The organism is Gardnerella swidsinskii (genome assembly GCF_003397705.1).
Lineage (GTDB): Bacteria > Actinomycetota > Actinomycetes > Actinomycetales > Bifidobacteriaceae > Bifidobacterium > Bifidobacterium swidsinskii.
The window spans coordinates 295,047-320,338 of sequence record NZ_QJVB01000001.1; the positions used below are offsets into that span (position 1 = coordinate 295,047).

21 protein-coding genes and 4 tRNA genes are annotated in these 25,292 nt (G+C 41.9%); 22 read left to right on the top strand and 3 right to left on the bottom strand.

Translation table 11 applies throughout. The features are described from left to right. Nucleotides 1-242 precede the first annotated feature (242 nt). Genes D0T18_RS01335 through D0T18_RS01345 form a run of 3 tightly spaced genes read left to right on the top strand, consistent with a single transcriptional unit; the run spans nucleotide 243 to nucleotide 5,550 of the window. Complete coding sequence (locus D0T18_RS01335; protein ID WP_116440337.1) at nucleotides 243-1,574, top strand: variant leucine-rich repeat-containing protein; 1,332 nt, start codon at nucleotides 243-245, stop codon at nucleotides 1,572-1,574. Between the two features lie 17 nt (nucleotides 1,575-1,591). After that, the gene (locus tag D0T18_RS01340) at nucleotides 1,592-5,350 is read left to right on the top strand and encodes a helicase (protein WP_116440338.1); all 3,759 of its coding nucleotides are present in this window, start codon (nucleotides 1,592-1,594) and stop codon (nucleotides 5,348-5,350) included. Beyond that, nucleotides 5,347-5,550: a hypothetical protein gene (locus D0T18_RS01345; RefSeq protein ID WP_004109746.1), complete on the top strand. Its 204-nt coding sequence runs from the start codon at nucleotides 5,347-5,349 to the stop codon at nucleotides 5,548-5,550. The genes D0T18_RS01340 and D0T18_RS01345 overlap by 4 nt, the downstream gene beginning before the upstream one ends. Before the next feature lie 131 nt (nucleotides 5,551-5,681). Here D0T18_RS01345 and D0T18_RS01350 read toward each other — a convergent pair whose 3' ends face one another. Together D0T18_RS01350 and D0T18_RS01355 are read right to left on the bottom strand one after the other, a co-directional pair. Next, nucleotides 5,682-6,461 (bottom strand): CpaB family protein, encoded by a 780-nt coding sequence (locus tag D0T18_RS01350; RefSeq protein ID WP_162861113.1) that lies wholly within the window; start codon nucleotides 6,459-6,461, stop codon nucleotides 5,682-5,684. Between the two features lie 112 nt (nucleotides 6,462-6,573). After that, nucleotides 6,574-6,750, bottom strand: coding sequence for an FmdB family zinc ribbon protein (locus D0T18_RS01355; RefSeq protein ID WP_004574103.1), 177 nt, complete (start codon nucleotides 6,748-6,750; stop codon nucleotides 6,574-6,576). Nucleotides 6,751-7,059: 309 nt separating this feature from the next. Here D0T18_RS01355 and D0T18_RS01360 point away from each other — a divergent pair, with 309 nt between their 5' ends. The 10 genes from D0T18_RS01360 to fdxA all read left to right on the top strand — a co-directional run bounded on the left by D0T18_RS01360 (nucleotide 7,060) and on the right by fdxA (nucleotide 14,240). After that, nucleotides 7,060-8,142: a hypothetical protein gene (locus D0T18_RS01360; RefSeq protein WP_116440340.1), complete on the top strand. Its 1,083-nt coding sequence runs from the start codon at nucleotides 7,060-7,062 to the stop codon at nucleotides 8,140-8,142. Nucleotides 8,143-8,314: 172 nt separating this feature from the next. Then, the gene (groES, locus tag D0T18_RS01365) at nucleotides 8,315-8,608 is read left to right on the top strand and encodes a co-chaperone GroES (protein WP_004114319.1); all 294 of its coding nucleotides are present in this window, start codon (nucleotides 8,315-8,317) and stop codon (nucleotides 8,606-8,608) included. A 193-nt stretch (nucleotides 8,609-8,801) separates the two neighbouring features. Then, nucleotides 8,802-9,899 carry a histidinol-phosphate transaminase gene (hisC, locus tag D0T18_RS01370; RefSeq protein ID WP_116440341.1) on the top strand — a complete coding sequence of 366 codons (1,098 nt, stop codon included), beginning with the start codon at nucleotides 8,802-8,804 and terminating at the stop codon, nucleotides 9,897-9,899. A 111-nt stretch (nucleotides 9,900-10,010) separates the two neighbouring features. After that, nucleotides 10,011-10,092: transfer RNA gene (locus D0T18_RS01375), tRNA-Tyr, on the top strand. 1 nt (nucleotide 10,093) lies between these two features. Next, nucleotides 10,094-10,165 (top strand) — tRNA-Thr (locus tag D0T18_RS01380). Nucleotides 10,166-10,169: 4 nt separating this feature from the next. Beyond that, nucleotides 10,170-10,243, top strand: a tRNA-Met gene (locus D0T18_RS01385). 53 nt (nucleotides 10,244-10,296) lie between these two features. Beyond that, nucleotides 10,297-10,467: a 50S ribosomal protein L33 gene (gene rpmG, locus D0T18_RS01390; protein WP_004105548.1), complete on the top strand. Its 171-nt coding sequence runs from the start codon at nucleotides 10,297-10,299 to the stop codon at nucleotides 10,465-10,467. Nucleotides 10,468-10,591: 124 nt separating this feature from the next. Then, nucleotides 10,592-11,863: an FAD-binding protein gene (locus D0T18_RS01395; RefSeq protein WP_116440342.1), complete on the top strand. Its 1,272-nt coding sequence runs from the start codon at nucleotides 10,592-10,594 to the stop codon at nucleotides 11,861-11,863. A gap of 290 nt (nucleotides 11,864-12,153) precedes the next feature. Further along, nucleotides 12,154-13,785, top strand: coding sequence for an APC family permease (locus tag D0T18_RS01400; protein WP_064621619.1), 1,632 nt, complete (start codon nucleotides 12,154-12,156; stop codon nucleotides 13,783-13,785). 122 nt (nucleotides 13,786-13,907) lie between these two features. Then, nucleotides 13,908-14,240, top strand: coding sequence for a ferredoxin (fdxA, locus tag D0T18_RS01405; protein WP_004109733.1), 333 nt, complete (start codon nucleotides 13,908-13,910; stop codon nucleotides 14,238-14,240). Nucleotides 14,241-14,274: 34 nt separating this feature from the next. Here the strand turns inward: fdxA and dinB are convergent, their stop codons facing one another. Continuing rightward, a complete protein-coding gene (gene dinB / locus D0T18_RS01410) occupies nucleotides 14,275-15,585 on the bottom strand; it encodes a DNA polymerase IV (RefSeq protein WP_116440343.1) in 1,311 nt (436 codons plus the stop codon). Nucleotides 15,586-15,694: 109 nt separating this feature from the next. On the opposite strand from dinB, the gene D0T18_RS01415 reads away from it, so the two are divergent. From D0T18_RS01415 to rpsI, 9 genes are all read left to right on the top strand, one after another. Beyond that, entirely contained in the window at nucleotides 15,695-16,627 is a 933-nt protein-coding gene (locus D0T18_RS01415) for an EamA family transporter (protein ID WP_004105538.1), read from the top strand. Between the two features lie 112 nt (nucleotides 16,628-16,739). Then, nucleotides 16,740-16,826: transfer RNA gene (locus D0T18_RS01420), tRNA-Ser, on the top strand. 307 nt (nucleotides 16,827-17,133) lie between these two features. After that, the gene (locus tag D0T18_RS01425; protein ID WP_116440344.1) at nucleotides 17,134-19,983 is read left to right on the top strand and encodes a peptidase; all 2,850 of its coding nucleotides are present in this window, start codon (nucleotides 17,134-17,136) and stop codon (nucleotides 19,981-19,983) included. A gap of 183 nt (nucleotides 19,984-20,166) precedes the next feature. After that, complete coding sequence (locus D0T18_RS01430) at nucleotides 20,167-20,460, top strand: metal-sensitive transcriptional regulator (RefSeq protein WP_004109707.1); 294 nt, start codon at nucleotides 20,167-20,169, stop codon at nucleotides 20,458-20,460. A 16-nt stretch (nucleotides 20,461-20,476) separates the two neighbouring features. Then, entirely contained in the window at nucleotides 20,477-21,145 is a 669-nt protein-coding gene (locus D0T18_RS01435) for a YigZ family protein (protein ID WP_102155447.1), read from the top strand. Nucleotides 21,146-21,155: 10 nt separating this feature from the next. Beyond that, a complete protein-coding gene (locus D0T18_RS01440; RefSeq protein ID WP_116440345.1) occupies nucleotides 21,156-21,782 on the top strand; it encodes an AbrB family transcriptional regulator in 627 nt (208 codons plus the stop codon). 8 nt (nucleotides 21,783-21,790) lie between these two features. After that, nucleotides 21,791-23,965 (top strand): 4-alpha-glucanotransferase, encoded by a 2,175-nt coding sequence (gene malQ / locus D0T18_RS01445; RefSeq protein ID WP_102703343.1) that lies wholly within the window; start codon nucleotides 21,791-21,793, stop codon nucleotides 23,963-23,965. A gap of 260 nt (nucleotides 23,966-24,225) precedes the next feature. Then, the gene (rplM, locus tag D0T18_RS01455; RefSeq protein ID WP_012913824.1) at nucleotides 24,226-24,675 is read left to right on the top strand and encodes a 50S ribosomal protein L13; all 450 of its coding nucleotides are present in this window, start codon (nucleotides 24,226-24,228) and stop codon (nucleotides 24,673-24,675) included. A 17-nt stretch (nucleotides 24,676-24,692) separates the two neighbouring features. Continuing rightward, on the top strand, nucleotides 24,693-25,181 hold the full coding sequence (rpsI, locus tag D0T18_RS01460) for a 30S ribosomal protein S9 (protein WP_004105525.1): 489 nt from the start codon (nucleotides 24,693-24,695) through the stop codon (nucleotides 25,179-25,181). The last annotated feature ends 111 nt before the right edge of the window (nucleotides 25,182-25,292 follow it).

The window sequence follows — 25,292 nt, forward strand, 5'->3', positions numbered from 1 at the left end:
GTTTCGAGGCTCGGAAGTTTCTTCCGAGCCTTTTGTTATTTCCATTTGCATAAAGATTTTAAAAATTATTGCAAATAAAATTCTTTGCAAAAGTTCTAGTAAAATTCCTTATAAATTTTCTTGTAAAATCTTCAAATATGAATATGTGATATTTTTATGCTTAAAATCAACAAATACTAGCGCAATATACACAAAGCATGACACAATAGTAAGTAGTGTGTTTTTTGAAGGGAGCAGATCACGTGAGTGAGCGACAAACCGTGCAGCGCTGGATGATTACAGTTGGTGGTGTCGAGCAGGCACGTGTGGGTGCAGGTCAGTCTGTAGAGATTGGTCGAAAGCCTATACGCCCGTTGCGTGAAGATGGTTTCGCGCGCGTCGACATAGTGGATAATAAACGTTCTATGTCAAAGAGGCATGCGCTGCTAATTGTAGACATGCGAGGCGTGGCAACAATACGAGATTTGCATTCAACTAACGGTACATATTTAGTCAGCGCAAATGGTGATTTGCTGCGTCTAGAGCCTGATGTTGATTTTCAGCTTCCAGATAACTTAATGCGCATGCAATTCGGTGATGTTCCTGTTGATTTTGTGCGTGTAGAAGAAGAATCTGCTGAAGTTGAAAAAGATAACGCAGTGCGTAATCTGTTCTCTTATGCTACAGATGAATCGCATGATGAGCCTGCAGCTTCAGATTTATCAGTAGATCAAATTCTTGATTTGCGCGCTGGTGAGCCAACAGGTGTTTTCCATGCTCAATCAGTTTCGCATCCTGGATTGTCTTGGAAACAAGGCATGCAGAATCATACTCAGCTCAATGATGATTCGCAAACAGATGTTGCTCCAATCAATCATGATGTAACTTTGCCTGTTATGCGAGAACAGCAGGAGGCTCCTGTAGAGCCGCGTAATTTATTTGCAGATGCGCAAGCGATTCAGCAAGAAAGTTCAACTAAAGAAGAACCTTCGCAACAAGATTCTGTGATTTCTTCGGTTTCTGCAGTTGATCAAGCTGATTCAGTTGCTCAGGTTTCTCCGGTTACGCCAGTTAATCCGGAAACAAATGTATTGCAAAACGAAAGTTCTCAAGAATTTCTAGTATCTCCATTAAATTCAACTGAAACTTTTGCTGAAAATATTGCCAATACTTCAGCTTTTAATGGTGCAAATACAGGTTCTAATAATCTCGATATTAACAGTTTTGGCTCTACGAATCTCGGTACTACAAATCTCGACTCTAATAATCTCGATATTAACAATTCTGATGCGGAGTACACACCTGCATTTGAGCCAGGCTCCGTATTTGAAAAAGTATCAAAAGGCGAATTTGACTCTCAAGAAAATGTAGTGGAAGCCGGCGGATTTACGTCAAAAGAAGCTGAAGAAAGTAGTGATTTTTCAAAGCAATTTGAGATGGCGCAATATTCGCAGTTGCTTCCGTTTTTGGCTGCAAACACTGGGTTATATGATGACTTATACGCGTGGCTCGCAGCTCAAGGTAATTCTGAAGTAGATGCTGCACTAGCTAGAAACAGCGGTTATAGTGCATATCGCAAAGCTATTGAACAGTAAGCAAGTAGGGTGGGAATATGAGTGATACAAACAACGTGGAGCAGGATTCGTCAGAGCAAGTTTTTACTGATACAGTAGTTGAAAATACTACGTCAGAAGATGATTCTTTAGAAAAATCTGGCTCTAACAATACCAACAGCGCTCGTACTAACGCTTTACAACATATAGTTGGGTGGAAGCAGCAATATCAGGCTCAGCTATCTCCTTCTCCACTAGAAGATATAACGCAACTTGCTGCACAATTAGAGTTGACGCATGCTCATCCTTCCGGAATTGCGCAACTTTTTGCAAGCGGAAAAGTAACATTAAAATCTTTATTCCGAGACGCTGGAATGTTGCGGGCTGCTGGGCGAAGGCTAGATCGAGTTTTTGAAGATAGAGACGCAAAAGCACACGAAAGTGGCGTTTCCGAACTTTCTTTAATAGTTGGTGTTGCATCGTGGAATGGCAACCATGTGCCTGTTCTTACGTATCCTGTGAAAGTTGTTCGTGACACTAATCAAGATGAGACCTCCGCCACTATTTATTTCTCTGGAAGTGTTGGGCTGAACAATTCGCTTGTGTCGCGTTTAAGTGAGCGTGGTGTTCAACTTAGGGAAGATGTTTTATTCGACGGATCTCAATATGAAAGTGGAACGCCAGAAACTTCTGTAGTGTTTGATGCTATTTGTAAGCAAGCTCGCTCAGCTTTTACAGATTTTGATATTGAGCGCGATATTATACTTGGCTGCTTTACAGATGCTGGTTCGCGTTTTGTAGCAGAAAGTGAACAAATTATTAACGCTTTGCAATCTGGCAATGTTGGAAATGCGATGATTGACGCTATGGCTGGCGATGATCGAGCTATTCATAAGCTTCAGTCTGCAAATAAGCTAGAATATAGTCCTTTCGACGCAGATCCTCATAGCGAATGCGAAGTTGGTGAAGTAGATAACGTTGTGCGTTATGCAGCGGAGCTTGTTGCTTCTGGAAATTCTCTGTTCGTGGATATTGATTCGGGCTCAGATTCAGCTGCGATTGCTGCTGCGATTGCTTCTCGTTCTGTGATTGCAGGACATTCTGTGTTGTATGTGCCTAATGTTGTTGAGCAGCAGAGGCGTTTCCGTTACACGTTGAATACGCATGAAATTTCCTCATTAGCATTAGACGTTGCGGATGGTCATATTGCTAAGCATGTCGATGCGCAGTTGATTGCAGCAGTTGGTGCTAGACATAGTATTGCGACTTCACGATTTGAGCAGGTTGCAGATGAGTTGGTTGGAGTGCGTTCTCGCCTTACTCGTTATTTAGGCGATCTTCATGGTATCAACGAAACTTGGGGAGTATCTGCATATCAAACAATCCAGAATCTTGCAGCAATTGCAATGTTTCCAACCCATCCGTCTACGCATGTGCGTTTAGATGTTTCTGCAGCGCACGCCATGACCGGTCATATTGAAGAGTGGTCGAAAAAATTCCACCAAGCCGATGAGCTTGGAGAGTTTAGGATAAATCCTGAAGATACTCCTTGGTTTGGCGCGTCGATATTTGACGAAAATGAAGCTATATCTGTATATCAGCGTGTTGTAGACGTGCTTCTTAAGCTTCTTCCAGCAACTCGAGAACAAGTTAAAAGCACTGTGCAAAGCTGTGGTTTCCCTGTGCCAACAACAGCTCGTGAGTGGAGTCGTCAAGTTACAGTTCTCAAAAATTTGCGACGTGTACTTGACGTATTCCAGCCTGAAATTTTTGAGCGCGATTTAGATGCAATGATTGAAGCGAGTAAGCCGAAAGTTCAGCGTAAAGCCGAAGGCACAATTATGGGCTTCTGGGAACGTAGACATCATGTTCGAGAAGCGCGCAGCTTGCTAAGAGTTGGAGCTAAAGTCGATGATTTGCATGAGGCATTAAAGATTGTTGCGCAGCAAGCAGCTCAGTGGCGTACTTTCGTGCCTCACGGCGGATGGCCTGTTTTGCCGCCAAAATTGGATGATATTGTAAATACTCAAGAATTATTAGCAAGGCATTTAGTTGCTCTTGATGCAGTGTTAGCAACAACTCTTAAGGGCGCAGATCTTGAAAATATTGAATTTGCGCAGCTTGAAGCTCGTTTGCAAGATTTGCATGACGACAGAGCATCTCTAGATACTCTCCCTGGTCGTTGCAATTTGGAGCGTGAGTTCAGCAAAGCGGGCTTATCTGATTTAGTTAGCGATTTGCGTCGTCGCAACGTTACAGGTAATGCAATTGACGGTGAATTGCAATTGGCTTGGTGGACTACTGTTTTTGAAGATATCGTTAATTCTTCTGCAATTATTTCTCACCAAGATGGCTCCGCAATGCAAGATGTCTCTGATCGATTCGTGCAAGTTGATACAGAACATGTGCGTTCAATCGGTCCAATGGTTCAGCAAGAAGCTATGAGGCATTTGTGCGATTTATTGTTCTCGCACACGCAAGAAGCTAATCAGTTACATACTATGCTTGCAGGAAACCGTTCTGGAATTACTTTTAATAAATTATTGCGCAATTATGCGGAACTTGTGTTGGCTGCGAAACCAATACTTGTAGCTATGCCATCTACTCTTACTATGATGACTCCGTTGAGACCTATTGCAGATACTGTAATAATTGATTCAGCATCTCATATATCAAATATTGAGTTGCTATCTATTTTGTCTCGTGCTCGTCAAGTAGTAGTTTTAGCGCATAAGCAAACAGTAAGTTCTGAAAGTTTGCGTTCGCTTATTTCATTACTACCATCTGTAACAGTAGTTTCTAGAGCAACAAGGCGCTCGCTTCGTTTAGCGCGATTCTTGGAAGAACATGGTTACGGAAAGTTGCGTCATGACGTTCCTGTTGAACGTTTGCAAGGTAAAGTTCGTTTGCATCAAATTGAAGCAACTGGAGTTCCAGTAATGTCTTCTGGGCTTATTGAAAGCAGCCAGCGTGAAATTGATGAAGTAGTTGAGCTTATTCGTCAGCGTGCGAATACGTTTACGGTTGTTCCTTCAAGCTATGTGCTTGTCGTAGTTACGTTGACAAACGTGTTCCGCAGTCGTTTAGGAGCAGAGTTGAAGTCTTTGTCTATTAAAGACGAAAACATGGCTAGATTCTTGCGACATGTGAGACTTTTGGGCGTTAATGAAGCTTCTGGAGCAATAGCAACAGATGTAATTATGTCGCTTTGCTATGCAAAAACATCTCATGGCAGACTTCTTCAGCAGTTTGGATTGCTTGAAGAAGAAGGTGGAAGCAGTATGCTTCTTGACGCTTTGGCTCTAGCTCGTCGTCATCTAGATATTGTTAGTGCGTTTACATCTAAAGATATGGAAGATGAGCGTTTGCACCAAGATGGTCCAAAGCTTTTGAAGAACCTTTTGCAATGGGCTGAGAAGTTAAGTGATAAGCCGCTTCGTCCAGAAGATGCCAACGATGTTGAAGCGCAAATTGCTGCAGAAGCTGCACAAAGAAATGTGCTATTTACTGATTTAGCTGAGCGTATTCGCTCGCGTGGATTAAAAGTTGCAGTCAACTATGGCTTCGATAATGGCGTTAGAATTCCTCTAGTAGTTGGACTTGCGGACAAGTCATTTGCTGTTGCTGTGCTTACGGATGATGCGCAATTTATGAGCGTGCAATCAACTCGTGAACGTCATCGCATGATTATTCAGGATTTGGAATCCTTGGGCTGGTCAGTTATGACAGTGTGGAGCGTTGGAGCTTTTGTCAATCCTGAAAAAGAGGTTGACCGTGTTGTTTCTCGTCTCGGGGAATTGTATGGTGACAACGAATGAGTAAATACGATCCCAATAGAAGATCTCCCCGCAGGTCAGTTAGGGTTGTTCGTGAAGGCTCGGAGCTTTTTGATGCAGATGGCGTTAAACTCGAGCCTTCTGACGAGCTTACTTTGCAACAGCGTAATCAAGACGACGATAATCGTATTTTAAGCGAATTGCCGCCTCACTGGGCGGTGTTTTCCGAGCGTATTAGTTGAGCTTGAAATACGCGAGAAGTAGCAGAATGATTTATTCTTGTTGCTGCTTGTTGCTGACTGGTCATTATCGCTAATTGCTAATAATTACCGCTGATTTCTACTAATCGTGTACGTATTCCATGACGGCAATCTCATTGTGACAATTTCATGGCAACAATTGCCAAAGAGGGGTTTGCAGACTGAGCTTGTAATAATCGCAACGCATCTGCAGCAGGCATAGCAAGAGTGGTAGTATTTTGCTGATTTTGTGAAACTTGGGTGCTTTGAGTTATTTGCATTACCGTAACATTATGAACTACGCTAACATAGCGTTCGTCAATTTCTGCAATATTGTTTTCTTCAATATCGTGGTTTTTGTTTTTATCGTTATTTTCTATAGTGCTGCTTTTAGATTTTTCGTTGTTGTGACTTTCTGCATTTTTAGAGTTAGAAATTTCTTCATCTTGTACCGGCTTGCTAAAAGCTAGATCAATTTTTTCGCCAGGAAGCAGTGTGTGATCTGCACTAGCTAAATGAATGGTAATAGAAGTGAATCCTTCTGGAATGCGCGGAATTTTACTCAATAGTGTTTGCAAAATTGGCATGCCTTTACGTATTTCGCATGTTGCAATAATAGAAGCATTCGCGCTTATATTATTAGATAGCGCTTGATTAAATACTTTATGTTTAGGCACTCGAACGTATGCAATATCGTTTACGCTAACGCGTGAACCTTTCTGAATATTGTGTTTAGCTACTGCTATAACTTGAGTTTCTTGTGAGTCAATAATAGTTGACACAACGAGTAAAGCCATCATTCCAGCACATAGCACAATAATGATTTTCCGCACGAAAGCGCGTTGCCTTCGCTGCAATAACGCACTATTTTTTGCGTTATTTTGAGATTTAAATAAAGAAAAATTTATGCTCATACCTGCATTTTGAAATATAAAAAATGCAAGAGCAAGAAAAATTGCGCGCTGTGGATAAAACCTATTAGCGCGCAATATTTAAACAATAATTAATATTTATAATTTTACAAAATCATTTATCGGTTCGATAAAAGCCTTTGCCTTTAAAGTTGATTGGAGGAGCAGAGTACACTTTGTGCACTGCATCTTTTCCGCACTGAGGGCAAATGGTAATAGGGTCATCTGAAAATGATTGATGTTCTGAAAAATCGTATCCGCATTGCTTGCAACGATAATGATAAGTAGGCAAAAGTCCCTCCGAAGTTACACGAGCACATAAGTAGCAGCTTACTGTTCCTTCACATATCCTAGTACATACTATGACAGTTATTATAGGTGTTAAATTTGCTTAGTGAATGATTGCGGCACAGCATATTGTGTGATGTCGCGCGCAATAATCCCACATTTTGGCGACACGCCGAAATGTTTATGTTGCTACACATCCTATGACTTCTTTATATTAATACTTATGGGTTATGAATCGGTGAGTGCGGTACTCGTATTAGTCATCCTCGTAGCCTTATGGTTCGGGTGGTTGCCTAAACGCACGGTTAACGGCATGAAGTCTATGCTTGAGCATCGCGAGGATAGGTTTTCACCAACACTTCATCTTGTAGGTGAGTGGAGTACTGCGCGCATTTGCGACGGTACTAGTATGTTGGCAAAAGGGGCTTGTATGCAACCGACACAACAAAAACGAACATTAACTCCTGAATATATTGCGCGCATTCGCGCTGCTAGGCGTGCTGCAATACGCCGTCGTTGTGTGTTGGTAGTTGCGCTTGCTGCCTTGACTTTTGTCGTATTCTTAGCAGGATGCTCTGGTATATTTTCTCCAGTTTTTGCTCTTATTCCTGGAGCTATGTTGGCAGTAGTGCTTTATTTTGGAGCTCGTGCTTCTAAGCATGCTCGTGCTTGGGAGGTGCGTATTGCAACAATGCGCGCTGCTTCGAAATGCAAAGCTGAGGATGAGCTGTGCGAACGCCACAATAGTGCTGTTATACGCCAGTTGAAAGATTATTCTTCTGCATCTGATTCTGATTTTAATGGAGAAATCAACAGTAGTGATGCGATTTCTCAAAACGACAGTGCTGAATATTCTGTATCTCAGACTGTAGTGCCTGTTCGAAATGATGCGTCTCGTGACAATACTGAAACTTCGGTTATGGAGCAGAGCGAAATTCGTGTTGCGTTACATCGTGCGGAGCAAGAGCGCAATGCAGCGTTGCGTGAGCGTTTGTATAAAGAAGAATCTGAATCTAAAGAGTCTAATATCGTTGAGGCGGAAAATAAAGACGCATACGATTCTTCTAACGCTTTTGTGGCTTCGGAGCAAAACTATCAGTCTAATCAAGATTTAATTTCGTTCTCGCTTGATTCACAAACTAAGTCTGATTCAGGTAATGCTAATTTAGCATCTCGTACTCCAGAAAGTTTGGAAATTAAGTCAACTAAGCAAGTAGTTAAAGCTGTACCAGTTGCTAATGTTGATAATGCCAATGACGCTGCTAATTTTGCTGCTACAAACTCTTCTCAGTTCCACGAAAAAGAAAAAGTGAGCGAAGTGGATGCTCCAGAGAGTTCTGAAGACTCACTCGGCGTGGCAAATTTGCATGATGTTCTTGCTCGTCGAAATGTATGATTTAAGAGTTTTCTAAAAATTTTCTTAAAAGATTAGCACTCGAGTTGTTAGAGTGCTAAATTCGCGGTATTATGAGGCATAGAGCGTAAGTGCGGTTGCGGACGTGATCGTCAGCCTCGTCGGATTGTTTCTTGCGTACGAAATAGTATCTCTTATGAAAGGGGTGGCAACAGTGTCGATTAAGCTCACACCGTTGGAGGATAAGATTATTGTTAAGCAAGCTCAAGCGGAAACTCAGACTGCTTCTGGCTTGTATATTCCAGATAATGCCAAGGAAAAGCCACAGCAGGGTGAAGTTCTTGCCGTAGGTCCTGGTCGTCGCGACGATAAGGGCGAGCGCATTCCTATGGATGTTAAGGTTGGAGACAAGGTCCTTTATTCCAAGTACGGCGGAACTGAAGTGCATTATGAAGGTGAGGACTACTTAATCGTGTCTTCTCGTGATGTGCTTGCAATTCTTGGCTAGTATTTAGCCGGTTGAAACAATAAAACTTACGCTGGAAATGACGGAAACGTTGTTCCCAGCGTTTTTTATTGCGGTACGTAAGAATGTCTGTGGAATATTTGGATAGGCGGCAGAAACTTTACGTGGTTGTAAGGTTTTGGTCGGATTTTTGCTATTGCACAGTTAAGGCATGTGTGGAGTATGATGGAGAAGTATGACATACAAACACCGCAATATTGTAGATACAATTCCTAGCTACAAGCAGGGTAAGCCAGCTCCTAAATTGGACGGCATTCGTGCGTATAAGATTTCTAGTAACGAAAATCCTTATGAGCCTTTGCAAAGCGTAAAAGAAGCGATTTCAAATCGCGCTCTTAATGTAATAAACCGTTACCCTAATATGTGTGGCACAGAAGTTGTTGAAGAACTTGCCAAGCGTTTTGGTGTGACTGCAGACGAAGTCGTGCTTGGTTGCGGCTCTACGGAAGTTATTACGCAGCTTGTTGACTTGGTTGCAGGTCCGGGAGATGAGGTCATATATCCTTGGAGAAGCTTTGAAGCTTATCCGATTATTGTGACTGGAGCTGGTGCTACAAGCGTTCAGATTCCTAACCGTGCTGATGGTTCCCATGATATTGACGCTATGATTGCGGCTATTAGCGATCGCACGCGTTTGGTTATTTTGAATAATCCTAATAATCCAACTTCTGCTTCACTTAGCGAGAAGGAAGCTCGCAAGGTGTTAGATGCTGTGCCAAGCGACGTTCTTGTACTTATTGACGAAGCTTATGTGCAGTTTAACACAGCAAAAGGCACTGCAAATGGCATAAAGCTGTACCATGAGTATCCAAATGTAGTTGTTGCTCAAACATTCTCCAAGGCTTATGGATTGGCAGGTTTGCGCATTGGCTATGGTATTGCTCCGGCTGAAGTCGTAGACGGTATGCGTAAAGTTGCTGTGCCATTTGGAGTGTCTCAAATAGCGCAGGTCGCAGCTTTGGCTTCTTTGGAAGATGAAGCAAGCAAGGAGATGAGTACTCGTGTTGCATCTCTCGTTGCTGAGCGCGAGCGCATTGTTGAAGCTTTACGCGAGCAAGGCTGGAATATTGAGGATGCGTACGCAAACTTCTTCTGGATGCCATTTGGGGCAGATACTGAGAAAGTAACAGAACATTTTATTGCTGCAGGATTGTCTGTTCGCGCTTTTGCTGGTGAAGGTATTCGCATTAGTATCGGCGAGCGCGAGGCTAATGACAGAGTTTTGACAGTTTGCGAAAATTTAAAAAAAGAGGGTTTTTCGCTAAATAACTAGCTTTTTTGCATAAAAGTTTTGCTTTCGGCGTGTCTTAATCTTGCATTAGTCGCGATTTCGTGGCAAAATAACAAAGTTGCCGTTTGAAGTTCACTTCTTACGGAGACTGCTGGCGGGTTTCCCAAGTGGTCAAAGGGAGCTGACTGTAAATCAGCCGCTTCGTGCTTCAGTGGTTCGAATCCACTACCCGCCACGCCTCGATAGCTCAGTGGTAGAGCACTTCCTTGGTAAGGAAGAGGTCGTGAGTCCGATTCTCACTCGAGGCTCTCTGGCGGGGTAGCTCAGCTGGCTAGAGCGTACGACTCATAATCGTAAGGTCAAGAGTTCGAGTCTCTTCCTCGCTACAACGGCCAGTAGGAGACTGGCTGGCCAATAATGAATTGTAGAGGTGAACGAAATGGCAAGCAAGAGCGCCGACATCCGTCCGGGCATTACGATGGCATGCACGGAGTGCAAAGAGCGTAATTACATCACGACGAAGAATCGTCGCAATACGCCTGATCGTCTTGAGTTGAACAAGTTCTGCCCACGCTGTGGCAAGCATACGCTTCATCGCGAGACTCGCTGAATCTTCAGCTTACTGCGCTCACGATTTTGGCTTGTTTAAGCTTATTGCTAGTTGCGCAGATTTTATGCTTATTACCCCGCTTAATGCGGGGTTTTTGTTATTTATTGCTGTTAATATTTAAACCATGAGTATGCAAGCATCTTTAGTAAATAATCCATCCTTTGCAGATATAACAACTGTTGGCGTAGGTGGCAAAATTGCGCGTTTTATAGAGCCAAAAAGTCGCGTTGCTGTTATTGAAGCGGTAGAAGATGCTGATGAAGCTGGTTTGCCTTTATGTGTTATCGGTGGCGGCTCTAATATGCTTGTTAGCGATGAGGATTTCAACGGCGTTGTTGTGCGAGATGCTAGACGTGATATTCATGTGCTTGATGAAGCAGCACCTTCAGAAGATGGCATTGATTTGCAAAGTGGTGCTCATTTAGTGCATATCAATGCTGAAGCTGGTTGTAATTGGGATGATTTTGTTTCACATACGATTTCTCTTGGCTTAGAGGGTGTAGAAGGTCTTTCTGGCATACCTGGCACTGTTGGGGCTTCTGTTGTACAAAATATTGGCGCTTATGGTCAAGAAGTATCTCAAAGTGTTACTTCCGTAGAAGTTTGGGATCGCGAAACAAAATCAACTATGGAGTTGCAAAAGGATGCTTTAAATTTTGGGTATCGCACTTCATTGCTTAAAAAAAGTATGTACTCTTCAGTAGGAGTCCCTGCGGATTCGTATTTTCCTACTCCTCGTTACGTTGTACTGTCTGTTACTTTTTGTTTGAAGCATAATTCAACCGGCGTTGTTTCTCATTCGCAATTAGCTAATGCTTTGCACGTAGAATTGGGTGAGCGCATGCAAACAGCAGCAATACGTCGTGAAGTTTTGCGCGTTCGTGCCTCTAAAGGCATGCTTGAGGATGCTTCTCGTTACGATAAGCTGTGGATGCGTGGTACAAAGTGTGCTGAAGGTGTTGAATTTGCTTTGCGATTGCAAAGTGAAGACTATGTTACTGGCGAATTTTTAGAGAGCGATAATATTTACAGTGATCGTCATAGTTGCGGTAGTTTCTTTATGAATCCAATACTTAGTACTAGTGAAGCCGATACTTTGCCAGAAGATGCTCCTAAATTTGATGCAATTATGCAAGATGGATCGCATGGTATAAAGACTTCTGCAGCTTGGCTTATTGACCATGCTGGATTCCATAAGGGTTTTAGGCTTATAGAAAATGGGAAACCTTCGCCTGCGGGGCTTTCTTCATTGCATACTTTGGCACTTACCAATCGTAATAATGCTTCTTGTGACGATATTGCAAATTTGGCAAAAACTATTATCCGTGGTGTGCAAAGTAAGTTTGGTGTAACGCTTATTCCTGAACCTGTTGTAATAAATATTTCTATAAACTGAAAATTTTACGAATATGATGCGTTTTATGCAGTAATATATAAGTTTATTATTTAAATTTTCACAAATAATAAAGGAACACACGGTAAAACTACCGTGTAAGCAATGTTTTGTGTAATATTTACCTACATTATCTATATAAATTTTTTATTTAATTACATTTACAGGAATAAATAAAGAAAATTAAGTAGAAATTTTATATAGGTGAAGTCGCAACTGTTTCGCAAATTTGTCGATGCGCTTCTGATTGCGGCATACCTTTATACCTATACCTCAACGAAAGTGCGTTTATTATGCAAATATGGAGAAAAAAGTCTGTTGAACAGACTATCGCTGAGACTATGGATGGTGAACGCCATCTTAAACGTACATTAAATGCTTGGGATTTGGCAGTTATGGGTGTTGCTGTCGCTGTTGGTGCCGGTATTTTCTCTGTTGGCGCTCAGGCTGCAGCATTTCATGCTGGTCCTGCTGTAATTATTAGCTTTATTATTGCAGGCATTGTATGCGGTTCTGCTGCAATGTGTTACGCAGAATTTGCTTCTATGATTCCAGTTGCTGGATCTGCTTATACGTTTACATATACTACAGTTGGTGAGCTTATTGCTTGGATTATTGGCTGGGATATGATCCTAGAAATGCTGATGGCTGGCTCAGTAATTTCAAAGTATTGGGGCGTTTATCTTAACGATTTAATGAAGCTTTTCGGTTTGAATATGACCACAAGTTTTAACTTAGGTGGTTTCACTATTGATGTTGCTCCGATTATAATCGTTGCATTCTTTACAACTATGCTTGTCCTTGGAACTAAGCTTTCTGCACGCTTCGACGGCGCTTTAACAATCTTGAAGATTGGTATCGTTCTATTCGTGGTTGTTGTGGGCTTCTTCTACATTAAAGCTTCCAACTTTACGCCATTTGTGCCACCTGCAACCGACGCTGCAAGTGTAAAGGGAATAGAAGTCTCTGGGGTTATGGCACAGCCTTTGTGGCAGTGGGTAACAGGCATGCAGCCAGCTGTTTATGGCGTTCCAGGTATTCTTTCCGGCGCGGCTCTCGTGTTCTTCGCATTCATCGGTTTTGATGTTGTTGCAACAACAGCAGAAGAAACTAAGGATCCGCACAAGAACATTCCACGAGGCATTGGCCTTGGTTTGTTTATCGTTACTGTTCTTTACATCCTCGTCGCAGTCGTAACAACTGGTATGGTTTCCTATAAGGATTTGGCAAAGCAAGCCGCTCCTTCGCTTTCTACAAGTTTCGAACTTGTGGGTGCTACTTGGGCTGCAAAGATTATTTCCCTCGGTATTGTTATTGGTTTAACAACCGTTGTGATGGTGCTTTTGCTCGGTCTTACGCGCATTATCTTCGCTGTGAGCCGCGATGGCTTGCTTCCACGTAGCTTCTCTAAGGTAAGCAAGCGTGGTATTCCTGCAAGACTTCAGATTGTTGCTGGTATTGTCGTGGCAGTCGTTGCTTCCACTCTCGATATTGGCATTCTTTCCGACATGGTGAACATTGGTACGCTTTCTGCATTCCTGCTTGTTTCTGCTGGTGTGCCGATTATGCGTATGCGCAGACCAGATTTGCACCGTTCATTTAGCGTTCCTGGCAATCCATGGCTTCCGCTGTTTGCAGCACTTTCTACATTCTGGCTCATGCTTAACTTGTCTGTATTGACTTGGATTCGTTTTGCAGTGTGGCTGGCAATAGGCTTTGCGGTATACTTCGGCTACTCTTACCGCAATTCTTTGCTTGGCAGGCAGTTACGTAAAGCTAAGCAGCTCGGTGTTCCGGTTGAAACTTTGTTTGCTCAAGATGCTGCTGCTGCAGAGAAGGTAGCTGAAGGAGAAACAGAGGAGCAGGCTCGTGCAGAAGCTCAAGCTGAGGCGACTGCTGCAGCCTCGCAAGATAGTCAAAATTAATAAATTATTTATTTAGCAAGAAGTCGGCATACGGTTATATCGCATGCCGACTTTTTGTGTCATAGACTTTTCAAAAATGTTCTATAATAGAAAAGTTGCATAAAAGCAGAAAGGAGGGCGTTATGCCATATGTAATCGCAGAGCCTTGTGTTGATGTAAAAGACAAAGCGTGTGTAGATGAATGCCCTGTAGACTGCATTTATGAAGGCGATCGAACGCTTTATATTAACCCAAACGAGTGTGTGGATTGTGGAGCTTGTGAACCGGCTTGCCCAGTAGAAGCTATTTTTTATGAAGATGATTTGCCAGAAGACTGGGAGTGGTATCGCGATGCTGCGGTTGATTATTTCGACAAGCTCGGAGATTTGGGAGGAGCTACAGATGCTGGAGCTTCCGGATGGGATGAAGCTCGCGTTGCAGCCTTGCCTCCGCGTTCAGATAAAGCAAGTAATTAATTATTTGCAAAGTATTATTTAATGTGGCGCGAGTTTACAATCCAATGTGGGCAGCGTTGTTGCCGTATTTTTTGCGAACGGCATCTAAAGCGTGTTCTGCGCGACGCAATCTAGTATTTTTATTCATTGTGGACATGATGTTTTGTGTAGGATTTTTAGATTCGCGAGTATTTTCCTCCAGAATATCGTTTAGAGAAGGCTGAAGTGAAACTTTGTTTGCTGGCACAAGATTATTCGCTGTAACACCAGCTAAACGAACTGGGCTTAAAAGCTTTGTGTTATTGCCTCCAAGAATGTAATTATGCACAGTTGGATTAGCTTTAGAAAGCAAAACAACGACATGCTCGTAAAACTCGTGTGTTGAATCAGTTGCGTTTTGCAAAGTAGAAGATCTAGTAACATAATGCAAGTCGCCAAAGCGTAGTTTTAACGTTATAGTGCGTGCCATAAGTTTTCTGTTTCGCAACTGTTGAGTTACTTCGCTGCAGCATTGCTGTAGTAATTGTTTAACAGCATTCTCGTTCGTGGTATCTGTATCAAGAGTTCGCTCAGTTCCAATGGATTTTTCAGGGGCATGTGCAGTCACAGTGCGCTCGTCTATGCCCCTAACTGATTGATATATCATTCTTGCTAAGATTTGCGAACCCGTTATGCGAGTAAGCGTTGCTTCGTCAACATTTTTAAGCGACGCAACAGTAGATAAGCCCCAATCCTCAAGCTTATGTATTAAAGATGAGCCAATTCCTGGTATTGCGCGCAATGGCATTATTGACACAAAATCTTCATTACATTTTTGCGGAATAAGAAGCATTCCGTTAGGTTTTGCGTTAGTTGAAGCCATCTTTGCAATAAGTTTATTGCTGGCAATGCCAACCGAGCATGTAATATGATACTTTTCAAATACTTCTTTTCGTACCCAAGTTCCAATATTTACAGGCGATTTCCACTGTAATAAAGCCGATTTAACATTCATATAGCATTCGTCAACAGAAACTTTTTCAACTTGATTAGTAATATGCAAAAAAATATTTTCAAAAATACTTTTGGAAACGCTTGAATAGTAAGGAATGTCAACTGGCAAGAAAACTCCTTGTGGACAAAGATTTCTAGCTTTAACAACGGGCATAGCGGAATTAACGCCGTAAGCGCGCGCTTCGTAGCTTGCTGCAGAAACAACAGCGCGATTGCCTGTGCCGATAATAAGCGGCTTTCCTTTAAGCTCCGGGTGTCTTGCAACTTCTAAAGAAGCATAAAATGCATCCATGTCGACATGAAGTATGTTACAACCTGAGGTGTCGTGCCCCCAATCACGTTTCGCTGCTTGTACTCTCGGTGCTGTACTCATAAGTTTATAATAGAACAAACGTTCGATTTTATGGAAAAAATTTGTGGATTAAACTAATGTTTTTGTAAAAAAGCGTATGTCGAATCAATATTCATGTAGGGTTGTTGCTATGAAGCAATTTGTCGTCAATCTTTTACATCGCATGCCTGTGCTGCTTATTATCGTCATTGAGGCTTCAATGGTGTATACAGCAACTTCTGTTGCAAAAGTAGCTTTTAGCCAATTGGATCCTCTGTATGCAGTGTGGTATCGCGTAGGATTTATGACATTGTTGCTTTTGGCTTGGAGAAGACCATTTTCTCGCAGCAAACGTAGTCTTTTGCCAAAAACGCTACGAGAATGGGGGATTGTTGCAGCTGTTGGCGTGTCGTTAGTTGCTATGAACACTATGTTCTATGTTGCTATTAGTTGCATGGCTGTTGGTGTTGCGGTAACTATAGAATTCATAGGTCCCTTGCTTGTAGCTGTTATTACAGGTCATGAATGGCGAGAGCGTGTGGGAATTGTGATTGCTGTTTGTGGCATTATGCTGTTAGCTAGCGCTTCTATACATAGTTCAGTAAGCCCGCATTTTCTAATTGGGTTATTCGCCATTCTTGTTGGCGGTTCAATGTGGGGCCTATATATTGTTTCAGGTCGCATGTTGGCAAAAAGTTCGCACGCTATTGATCGTGTAAGTGTTGCAGCTCTTATTGGTTGGCTGTTGCAATCTGTTGTTCTTGCTGTTCCTGCAGTGCAGCATGTTATTTCGCCTAAACCAGAAGCTACTTGGGCTGCTCGCCCTGGTGGTTCTTTTGCTTTACTTGCGTTAATGTTGGTTATTGCAATATGTGCTTCTTTCTTCCCAACTTTGCTTGATCAGGTTTTATTGAAACGTGTTACTTCTGCAAAATACTCTGTTATGCAAGCGTTGTATCCTGCAATCGCGGTTATTATTGGAATGGGATTTGGTGAAATTCCAACATTGACTGATATTGCAGGAATAATTCTTGTTATGTTTGCTGTAGTTGTAACGTTTTCTGGAGATCACAATCCTGTGTAGCACTGGATATTGTTATATTAAATGTTATCTTAAAGTGTGTCGCCAAGCTTGTTTACAGTCCTTAAGAGGTGCTATAGTGTCAATCTGTTGCTGTTATGTACAGTAAACAAGTGGAGTCATGCCTGAGTGGCCGATAGGGGCACCCTGCTAAGGTGTTAGTCGTGTAAGCGGCTCGAGAGTTCGAATCTCTCTGACTCCGCGGATTACTCCGGATTGCTTTTTGCAGTCCGGAGTTTTTGTTTTTTTAAAAATCTCCACATGAAAAAATTGGGTAAGCGGCGGGTAAACGGCAAAAATTTAGGCAAGAGATTTAAGCAAAATTGTGGATTTGTGCATAACTTTTATCCAAATACTACCTTTTAACCACAATACTAAAAAAATATTTACGCAAATCTTTTCTAAAGTCATAGTTGATGTCATGAGCGCTTACTCTAGTGTTCAATGCAAATAGAAAATTATTCTCATAATTCGCTATTGCATTAAGGGTTGGGTTAAAGGAGATTTTTATGGAAACATATTTGGGGAAGCATACTAATTTTAGTTGTGCGAATAAATTGCGAAACCTCATGAAACAAAAAAATATTCGCAAAATGTTGGCATTGTTTACTTCCGCAGTACTAGTTCCTTCGGTGCTTTGTTCGCAAATTGCTATGGGATCTGTCGATAAATTAACGGGTTATTATTACAAAAAGTCGAATACTGTTGAATGGCTAAGCGAAAAGATTGCAAGGCTAAGGCTCGGTCCTGTTACGGATAAGTGGGAGGGTAGAAAGAATTCTATTTTTTGCATGGAATCTTCCGTGTTTATAGATTACAAAGGCAATATTAAGCAGATGAATGGTGAAGATTATCGTATTGCTGCAAATATTATTAAAACGCACAACAACAATGACGATGATTTAACTCAGGCTGCTTTGGCGTTTATGATTCATAATCATTTTGATATTAATCAAGATAGATGGAAGGAGGCTGTTGAAAACGGATTTGTAGACGTTGAAACAGAAACTTTAAGGAATAAGGCAGATAAGTTGTGGCAGCAGGGTGTTAAAGAAACTCCGGTTAAGGCTGTGCTAAAAAATGATTACACTAAGGGCAAGCGCATTGGCGTAATGCATATTAGTCTGCAAAATTCTAATGGAGATTCTTTAGGAGGAGTACCTATTAAAGTAAAATCCTCAAATAATCTTATTAAATTTGCTAACGGATCTGAGTCTTTTGAAGGAAAATCTAAAAAAGAAGGTTTAGATATTACTTGGAACGCACTTGATGCTGGAAACGCTCGAATTGAAGTTTCTTTTAACGCTCCAAAAGCTGAACGTTTATTCTCTCCAGATGGTCAAGATGTGATTAGATCTTTTGAAAATACATGGTATCCGCAAGATTTTTCTTTTGGTGTAGAAAAAACTTTCCAGCCGTTACTTAAGTCGAAAATATCAAAGCATGAGCTGCGTGCAGGAGAGCAGGTAGATAGTACTGTAACTAGCAGTGTTGCAGGAAATGATTCTTGGCCAGAAAATGTTCGTCTTCGCGCGCAAGGCTACTATTTTGTAGGTTCAGCTGAAGATATTTTGCATATTCAACAGCGAAATAGTGGTGAATCTGCTAAAGAGTACTTGAATCGCATGCGTTCTATGCCTAATTTGCGCCAAGTTGCTGCGGCTAAAGCTAATTTCTCTAATTCTGGCGAAACTATAACTGCAGTAGCAAAACGCGCTAATGGCGATATTACAGCATCTGATCTTGATAAAGCAGAAGCTTATAAAGTAAATGATTTAGAAGCAGGTTTGTTTGGCACATGGGTTTGGATTATTTCTCGCGATTCTCAGAATAAATCTGACCGAGAGTTTCTGAAAGATGATGTTGTGCAGCTATTTGGTTCTACAGACACTACGGCTGTTCATCAAGCAACCGTGAGCTCAGATATTGTTGCTAAGCAGCAAACTGTTGGGCTTAATACGGAAATTGTTAATGAGATTACTGTAAGAGGTCTTCCTGAAACTTACGGATCTTTTAAGGGAAATAACAGTTACGGCTTTAATGAAGATAAAAAAGCGCATATTCGCGTTTGGTGGGCTGGTGCAGGTAGCGAAAATCCTACTAAAAAAGACAACGAAAATTATATGCCGGGATCTAAAGGCGAGCCGTCTTATCAAGAGCCAAAAGAAGATAGTCATCATCGTTTGATTGCAAAGTGGGATGTTCCTGCAGTTAATGGCGTGTACAAGATTGGCAACGGAAATATTACGCTTAGACCTATTGCTGGAACTGATAGGTCTACTACTGAGCCGAAAGTTTTGGAAAATAACGTGCATATTCGCGCTAATAAAAATAGTGAGTCAGGATGGTATGTGTTTGTTTATGATTTTCCTGGTTCTTCACGCGCTTTAGCTCATAAATCCGCGTATGACGGATTGTGGAGTCGTGCCTTAGTTGAACCGGATGTTTTAACTACCCCTGTATCTGTTACAACTAGAGTAAGCGATGAAAAAGTTAAGGCTGGTGAAAAGTTCCACGATAATGCTCGTATTACTGGCACGTTGCCAAAAGGAAGTTACGTAGTGTTTAGTGCATACGAGTATGAAGATGGTAAGGGGAATAAGAGTGATTCTAATGGAGCTAAATGTAGCGATGCTAAGAATGGTGACGCTAAGAATGGCGATGCTAAGAATGGCAGTGATTCTGAAACTAAGGAGATTAAGAAAGCTAAGAAAGCTAAGGAAACTAAAGAGACTAAGGAAACTGTAATATCTGCTGAAATTGAGAAAAAAATGCCTCAATCTCGCGTAAATATTACAAATAAACAAGCTGAAGAAAGTAAAAAGTCTTCTATTTCTGTAAGTTCTGCAGATATTACATTAGATCATGAAGGAACTGTTTATTGGAAAGCTGAAGTTTACGATGCTCAGGGTAATCCTTTAGCAACTCACGCATTGGGTGTAGAAGGAGAGACTGTGCAAGTTTCCGGCGGCGAGGATCGTTCTAAGAATGATGAAAATGAGGAGAATAATAAAGAAAACAAAGAAAATGTAGAAGAAAATCATAGTAAAACTGGCAGTGATGATTCAACTGATTCGAAAAATGATGTGAATGATAATGCTTCCAATCAACACGACAGCACAAATAGCAACGAAAATGCTAATAAGAATTATGTTAATCGAAGTAATACAATTCCAACATCGCTTGCTGTTACTGGTGCTTCTTCAATAACTGTGATACTTCTGGCTGTTATTACGTTAACCTTTGCTTCAGGTTTATCGTTAGGTCGTTTTTCATCTATAGTTCCTAAGCATGGGAGAATGTCTGGTGGAGCGCGACATGGCGGGATTCCTCCAATGAGGCGTCGGTTAGTGAAATAGCGCATTTTTAATGTAGAATATTTGGCGCGTTAGTCTATTGAGATTTTTTTGAAGTAGATTAACGCGTCATTTTGCAATAAATAATACGATGATGCATAATATAGATACAACGATTTATTGTATTAATTTATATATGATGTTATAACCTTTATGTGGTTGTGTAATTGATAAATCGGAGTAACGATGAAAAATTATGATATTGATAAAGAAAAACTGATAGTACGCATGCATCGAGTACAAGGTCAGCTTGCAGCAGTCAATACTATGATTGAAAACGATGCGAAGTGTCAAGATGTTCTTATGCAGCTTTCCGCTGCAACTGCTGCTTTACATTCTTTAGCAGTGATAGTGGCAAGGGAACATGTCAATAAAGAAATACATGAATCTGTAAAAATTGGTACCGAAGAAGGTGCCGATGCAGCAATGGAAGATATTTCTGGTATCATTGACAGGTTATTGCGTTACGAAAAAGCGTAGTATTGGGTAGTATCTAGTGACTAATTCGCATAATATTCTGCACACTGTTCGTCAATTGCAATCACAGCCTTTCGAGGCTTCTTTCGTAGAGAAAAAATCAGAGTTTATTGGATGCATTTGTCATATTGATAATCTTGACGATGCTGCGGAATTTATGCAATCAGTGCGTTTTAAGAATCCTAAAGCTCGTCATGTTGCTTATGCTGCAATTTGTGGCTCGTCGAAAGCTCAATTGTGTGAGCGCATGAGTGATGATGGTGAGCCAACTGGAACAGCAGGAAAACCAATATTAGATGTACTTAGATCGTCAAATTTAACAGATTGTGTAGTAACAGTAACACGATATTTTGGCGGTATTTTGCTTGGAGCTGGTGGCCTAACCAGAGCTTATGCGCGTGCAGCAAGTATGGCAGTAGAATCTGCGCAAATAGTTGATATTATTACGTGCACTCGTTTTACTTGCAAGTTGCAATATCAACAATTGCGAATGTTGCAGCATATTGTAAGCCAAATGGAAGGCATAATTGACAACGAAATTTATGGTGCTGAAATTTCTCTTAATATTGCTATTCCAACTTTAAAATCACAAGAATTTCTTGATATGGTTCAGAATGCTTTTTCTGGAAGTGTTGTGCCGGAAGCAGATGGTACTCTAAGTAATAAGCTGATAGATACTAAGCGTTAAAGGTGATTTCATGGAAAAGACTAATGAAAAAACAAACACTATTGACGATTCATCTTATGAACCTTTAACTGCTGTATATGAGCATTTACGACATAGCGAAGATTCAGCTGAGCTTCATGAATTTGCTAGGAGAGAATTACCGGATCGATCAGACCAAGCGGCATTTTCTAGAGCCACCTCCTTGCTTGAAGCAGTTGCAGGTAATATCAATACTCCAGAAGAAGACCGTATTTATTTAGCTACAGAAATGCCTTTCCCAAACATATTAGTGAAACTTTCTGAAGATTCTGCTGATAAAGTACGTTTGGCTGTTGCTGAAAATAAAAATGCTAAAAATTGGTTAGTTGGAAGACTTACTAAAGATTCATGTAACGCAGTTCGAAATGCTGCATTATGCAATCCAAAAGCTTCTTGGAAAATGCGTTTAGAGGGTGCGCAATCGGATGGCATAAGTGCTGAAACATTGAAATATCTCGCCTCCCTTGGTGTTAGTGCAGAAGAAAACGCTCCAATTGTATTAGCTTCCATGGTACGAAGAGCTGTTGCGCTAAATCCTTGTGTTCCACAAAATGTGCTGCAAGAACTATGCAACGATAAATCTGAAGATGTATCATCAGCGGCGCGCAGTCGTTGCTAACGCGAATAATGGAGCGTATGGATAATACAACAGATGAAGAAGTAGCAATGAAGCCATTACACCGTCTTGCTGAATTAATGGGCGTTGGCGTGAGTTTTATTGGTTCGGATAATCAAAAACACGAGATTCAAGATAACGTATTAGTTTCTGTCTTAGGCGCATTAGGCGTAGATGCTTCCACAAATGAGACAATAGAAAGATCTACAAACGACGTTTTAGCGTATCGACACGGTCGTATTGTTGCTCCAACAGTTTTGCACACTGTTGGCAAATGTGATGAAGTTACAGTTAATACGGGAATATTAGAATACCCAGTTGCAACATTGACATTGGAAAATGGTGAACAATATAAAGGCGATTTAACTATTGTTCCTAACGAAAATGATGTTGCATACCCTGTAAATGGAAAATTTGTTGCAACATCTCTTATAAAAATTCCTGAAGATGTGCCAATGGGTTATCACACATTGCGTGTGATAGTTGGTGAGAGACAAGAAGAAGCAACACTTATTAGTGCTCCAGAAAGCATTGATACGCTGAATTCCTTAGAGTCCAATGGAGAACAGCTTTGGGGATGGATGGCACAACTTTACTCAATCCGTTCTTCGAAGTCTTGGGGTGTTGGTGATTTTGCTGATTTGGCGACTCTTCTTACTGAAGCTAAGCAAAAAACTGGCGCTGACTTTGTGTTAATAAACCCAATGCATGCAGGTGAGCCTATAACTCCGCTTACTCCATCCCCATACCTGCCGGTTGCTCGAGGAATGGTAAACGTAACGTATATTAGCCCAGAAAGTATTCCTGAGTACGAAACGTTAAATGATAAAACTCGCAAAGAAATTGAAAAGCTTCATGGACAGGTTGAGCCGCTTAACAATGACGCGCAAATAATAGACCGTGATTCCATGTGGCGTGTAAAAATGCGTGCATTGTGGCTGATTTTCAAGGCTGGTATGTCTGAAGATCGCGCTCGCATTTTTAATGAGTTTAAGCATGAGATGGGTGACAGGCTTGAATCTTATGCCACTTGGTGCTTGTGCTACGACAAGTGGGGTGTTCCAAAGGGTGACGATTGCTGGGAGAAAACTCTTACTAAGGATTCTGAGCAAGTTCGCGAATTAGCTAATCGTTTCCCAGATACTCTTGAGTTTTATCGTTGGCTTGAGTGGGTTGCTTTTACGCAATTGCATGATGCTCAAGTTGCTGCACGTAAAGCTGGTATGAAAATCGGCATTATGTCTGATATGGCTGTTGGCGTGCATCCTGCAGGATCTGAAGTTTGGTGGAATCCGGAGAGATTTGCTAACGGAGCTACTGTTGGCGCTCCACCTGATTACTTCAATCAGCAAGGTCAAGATTGGTCTCAGCCACCTTTGCACCCATTTGAGCTTGAGCGGACTGGTTTTAAAACATACCGAGATATGGTTCATGGAATGTTTGCTTCAGCAGGTGCTGTTCGCATTGACCATATTCTTGGACTTTTCCGCTTATGGTGGATTCCAGAAGGTTCAGCTCCAAGTGGCGGTGCTTATGTTTACTACGATGCTGATATTATGCTTGGCATTTTGGCAATTGAAGCCGCTCGTGCTCACGGTGTAGTTGTTGGCGAAGATTTGGGTGTTTTGCCCGCAAATGCTTTGGAAGTGTTGCGCAAGAAGGCTGTGCTTGGTTGCACGGTTGAATGGTTCGAAGAGCGTGACGGCGAATTCCGTACTCCAGACAAGTGGCGCGAAATGACGCTTGCATCTGTAAATACGCATGATTTGCCTCCTGCTGCCGGCTATTTGCGCTATGAGCAAGTTAATATTCGTGAGCGCTTGCACTTGCTTACTGGTTCTGTTGAAGAATTCCGCGCTGGAGCTGAGGCAGAGCATCGCGCTATGATGCGAATGTTGGTCAAAGGTGGTTATTTGGATGCTCAGTTGCTTGAGGATGAGGATGCTCATACTCAGGAGATTGTTGAAGCATTGTACCGCGCTTTGAAGGCTGCTCCTTCCAGATTGTTGGCTGCTTCTTTGGTCGATGCAGTTGGAGAGTGTCGTGTGCAAAATCAGCCTGGAACGAATGACGAGTATCCGAATTGGCGTATTCCATTAGCTGATGGTGAAGGCAATCCTGTGTCCTTGGATAATATGTTTGATTTGCCTCGAGTGCAGTCGCTTTCTGCGATTATGAATGCATAACATTTTGTGATTTATTTTGTTTGACAATTTGTTTAGCAATTTGTTTTGTATTCGTCTCAGCCTTATATAAAATAGACACTTGCAAGTAGTCGCCACTTGGCGATATACTTGCAGATTGTTGTGTTTCCCTAAGGGGTCCTTCAAAGCGCTTTTCCCACTCGCCATCGAGGACTTTCAGGGAGCCCACGGATTATGAGTAAAATATTTTCTATAAACCAAGAAGATATACGCTCGAAACACAATAGAGAAAAGGTACGATTGTGAAGACTTTCACACCGAAACCAGCAGATTTAACTCATGACTGGTACATCATCGATGCCACTGACGTGGTACTTGGTCGTTTGGCCTCTCAGGTAGCAATCTTGCTGCGTGGTAAGAATAAGCCAACGTTTGCTCCTCATGCTGATTCTGGCAATCACGTTATTATTATTAACGCTGAAAAGATTGCTTTGACTGGCAATAAGTTGAGCAAGGAACTGTATTCCCACTCTGGTCGTCCGGGCGGCCTTCGTCGTGATAGCTATGCAGAGCTTTTGGAAAGGAATCCAAAGCGTATTATCATGGCTGCCGTTAAGGGTATGCTTCCAAAGAATCGTCTTGCTAAGGTGCAGCTTGACCGTCTTCGTGTGTTCACCGGAGCTGAGCATCCGCACACTTCGCAGAAGCCACAGGTCTTCGAGATCGCTCAGGTCTCTCAGCAGGCTAAGTGAGATCAAGGAGAATAGATATGGCAGAAAATAACAACTCCGCGGTTCTTGAGAACGAAGAAGAACTGACTAGCTACACCACTGAAACCAATGCTGGTGCAGGCACTGGTACTTCCGCCATCGAGCCAGGCTACGGCACTGGTCGTCGTAAGGAAGCTGTTGCTCGCGTGCGTTTGGTTCCTGGCTCCGGTAAGTGGACTATCAATGGTCGCACTTTGGAGGAGTACTTCCCATCTCGTTTGTTGCAACGCGAAGTGAATTCACCAATCGTGTTGCTCAAGCTTGAAGGCAAGTTTGATGTTGTAGTCCTCGTTGACGGTGGTGGTACCACTGGTCAAGCTGGTGCTATTCGTTTGGGTGTTGCTCGTGCATTGAATGCTATCGATCGCGATGCAAACCGTGTTGCTTTGAAGAAGGCTGGCTTCTTGACTCGTGACGCTCGCGTTGTGGAACGCAAGAAGGCTGGTTTGCACAAGGCACGTCGTGCACCTCAGTTCTCGAAGCGTTAAGTTTCGCGAATTTATATTTACAAATGGCTCCTGGTTTTGCTGGGAGCCATTTTTGTATTTTTTATTATTTATTAAATTTGTTGAGTAAATGTTATAAATAGTGTGTAATTA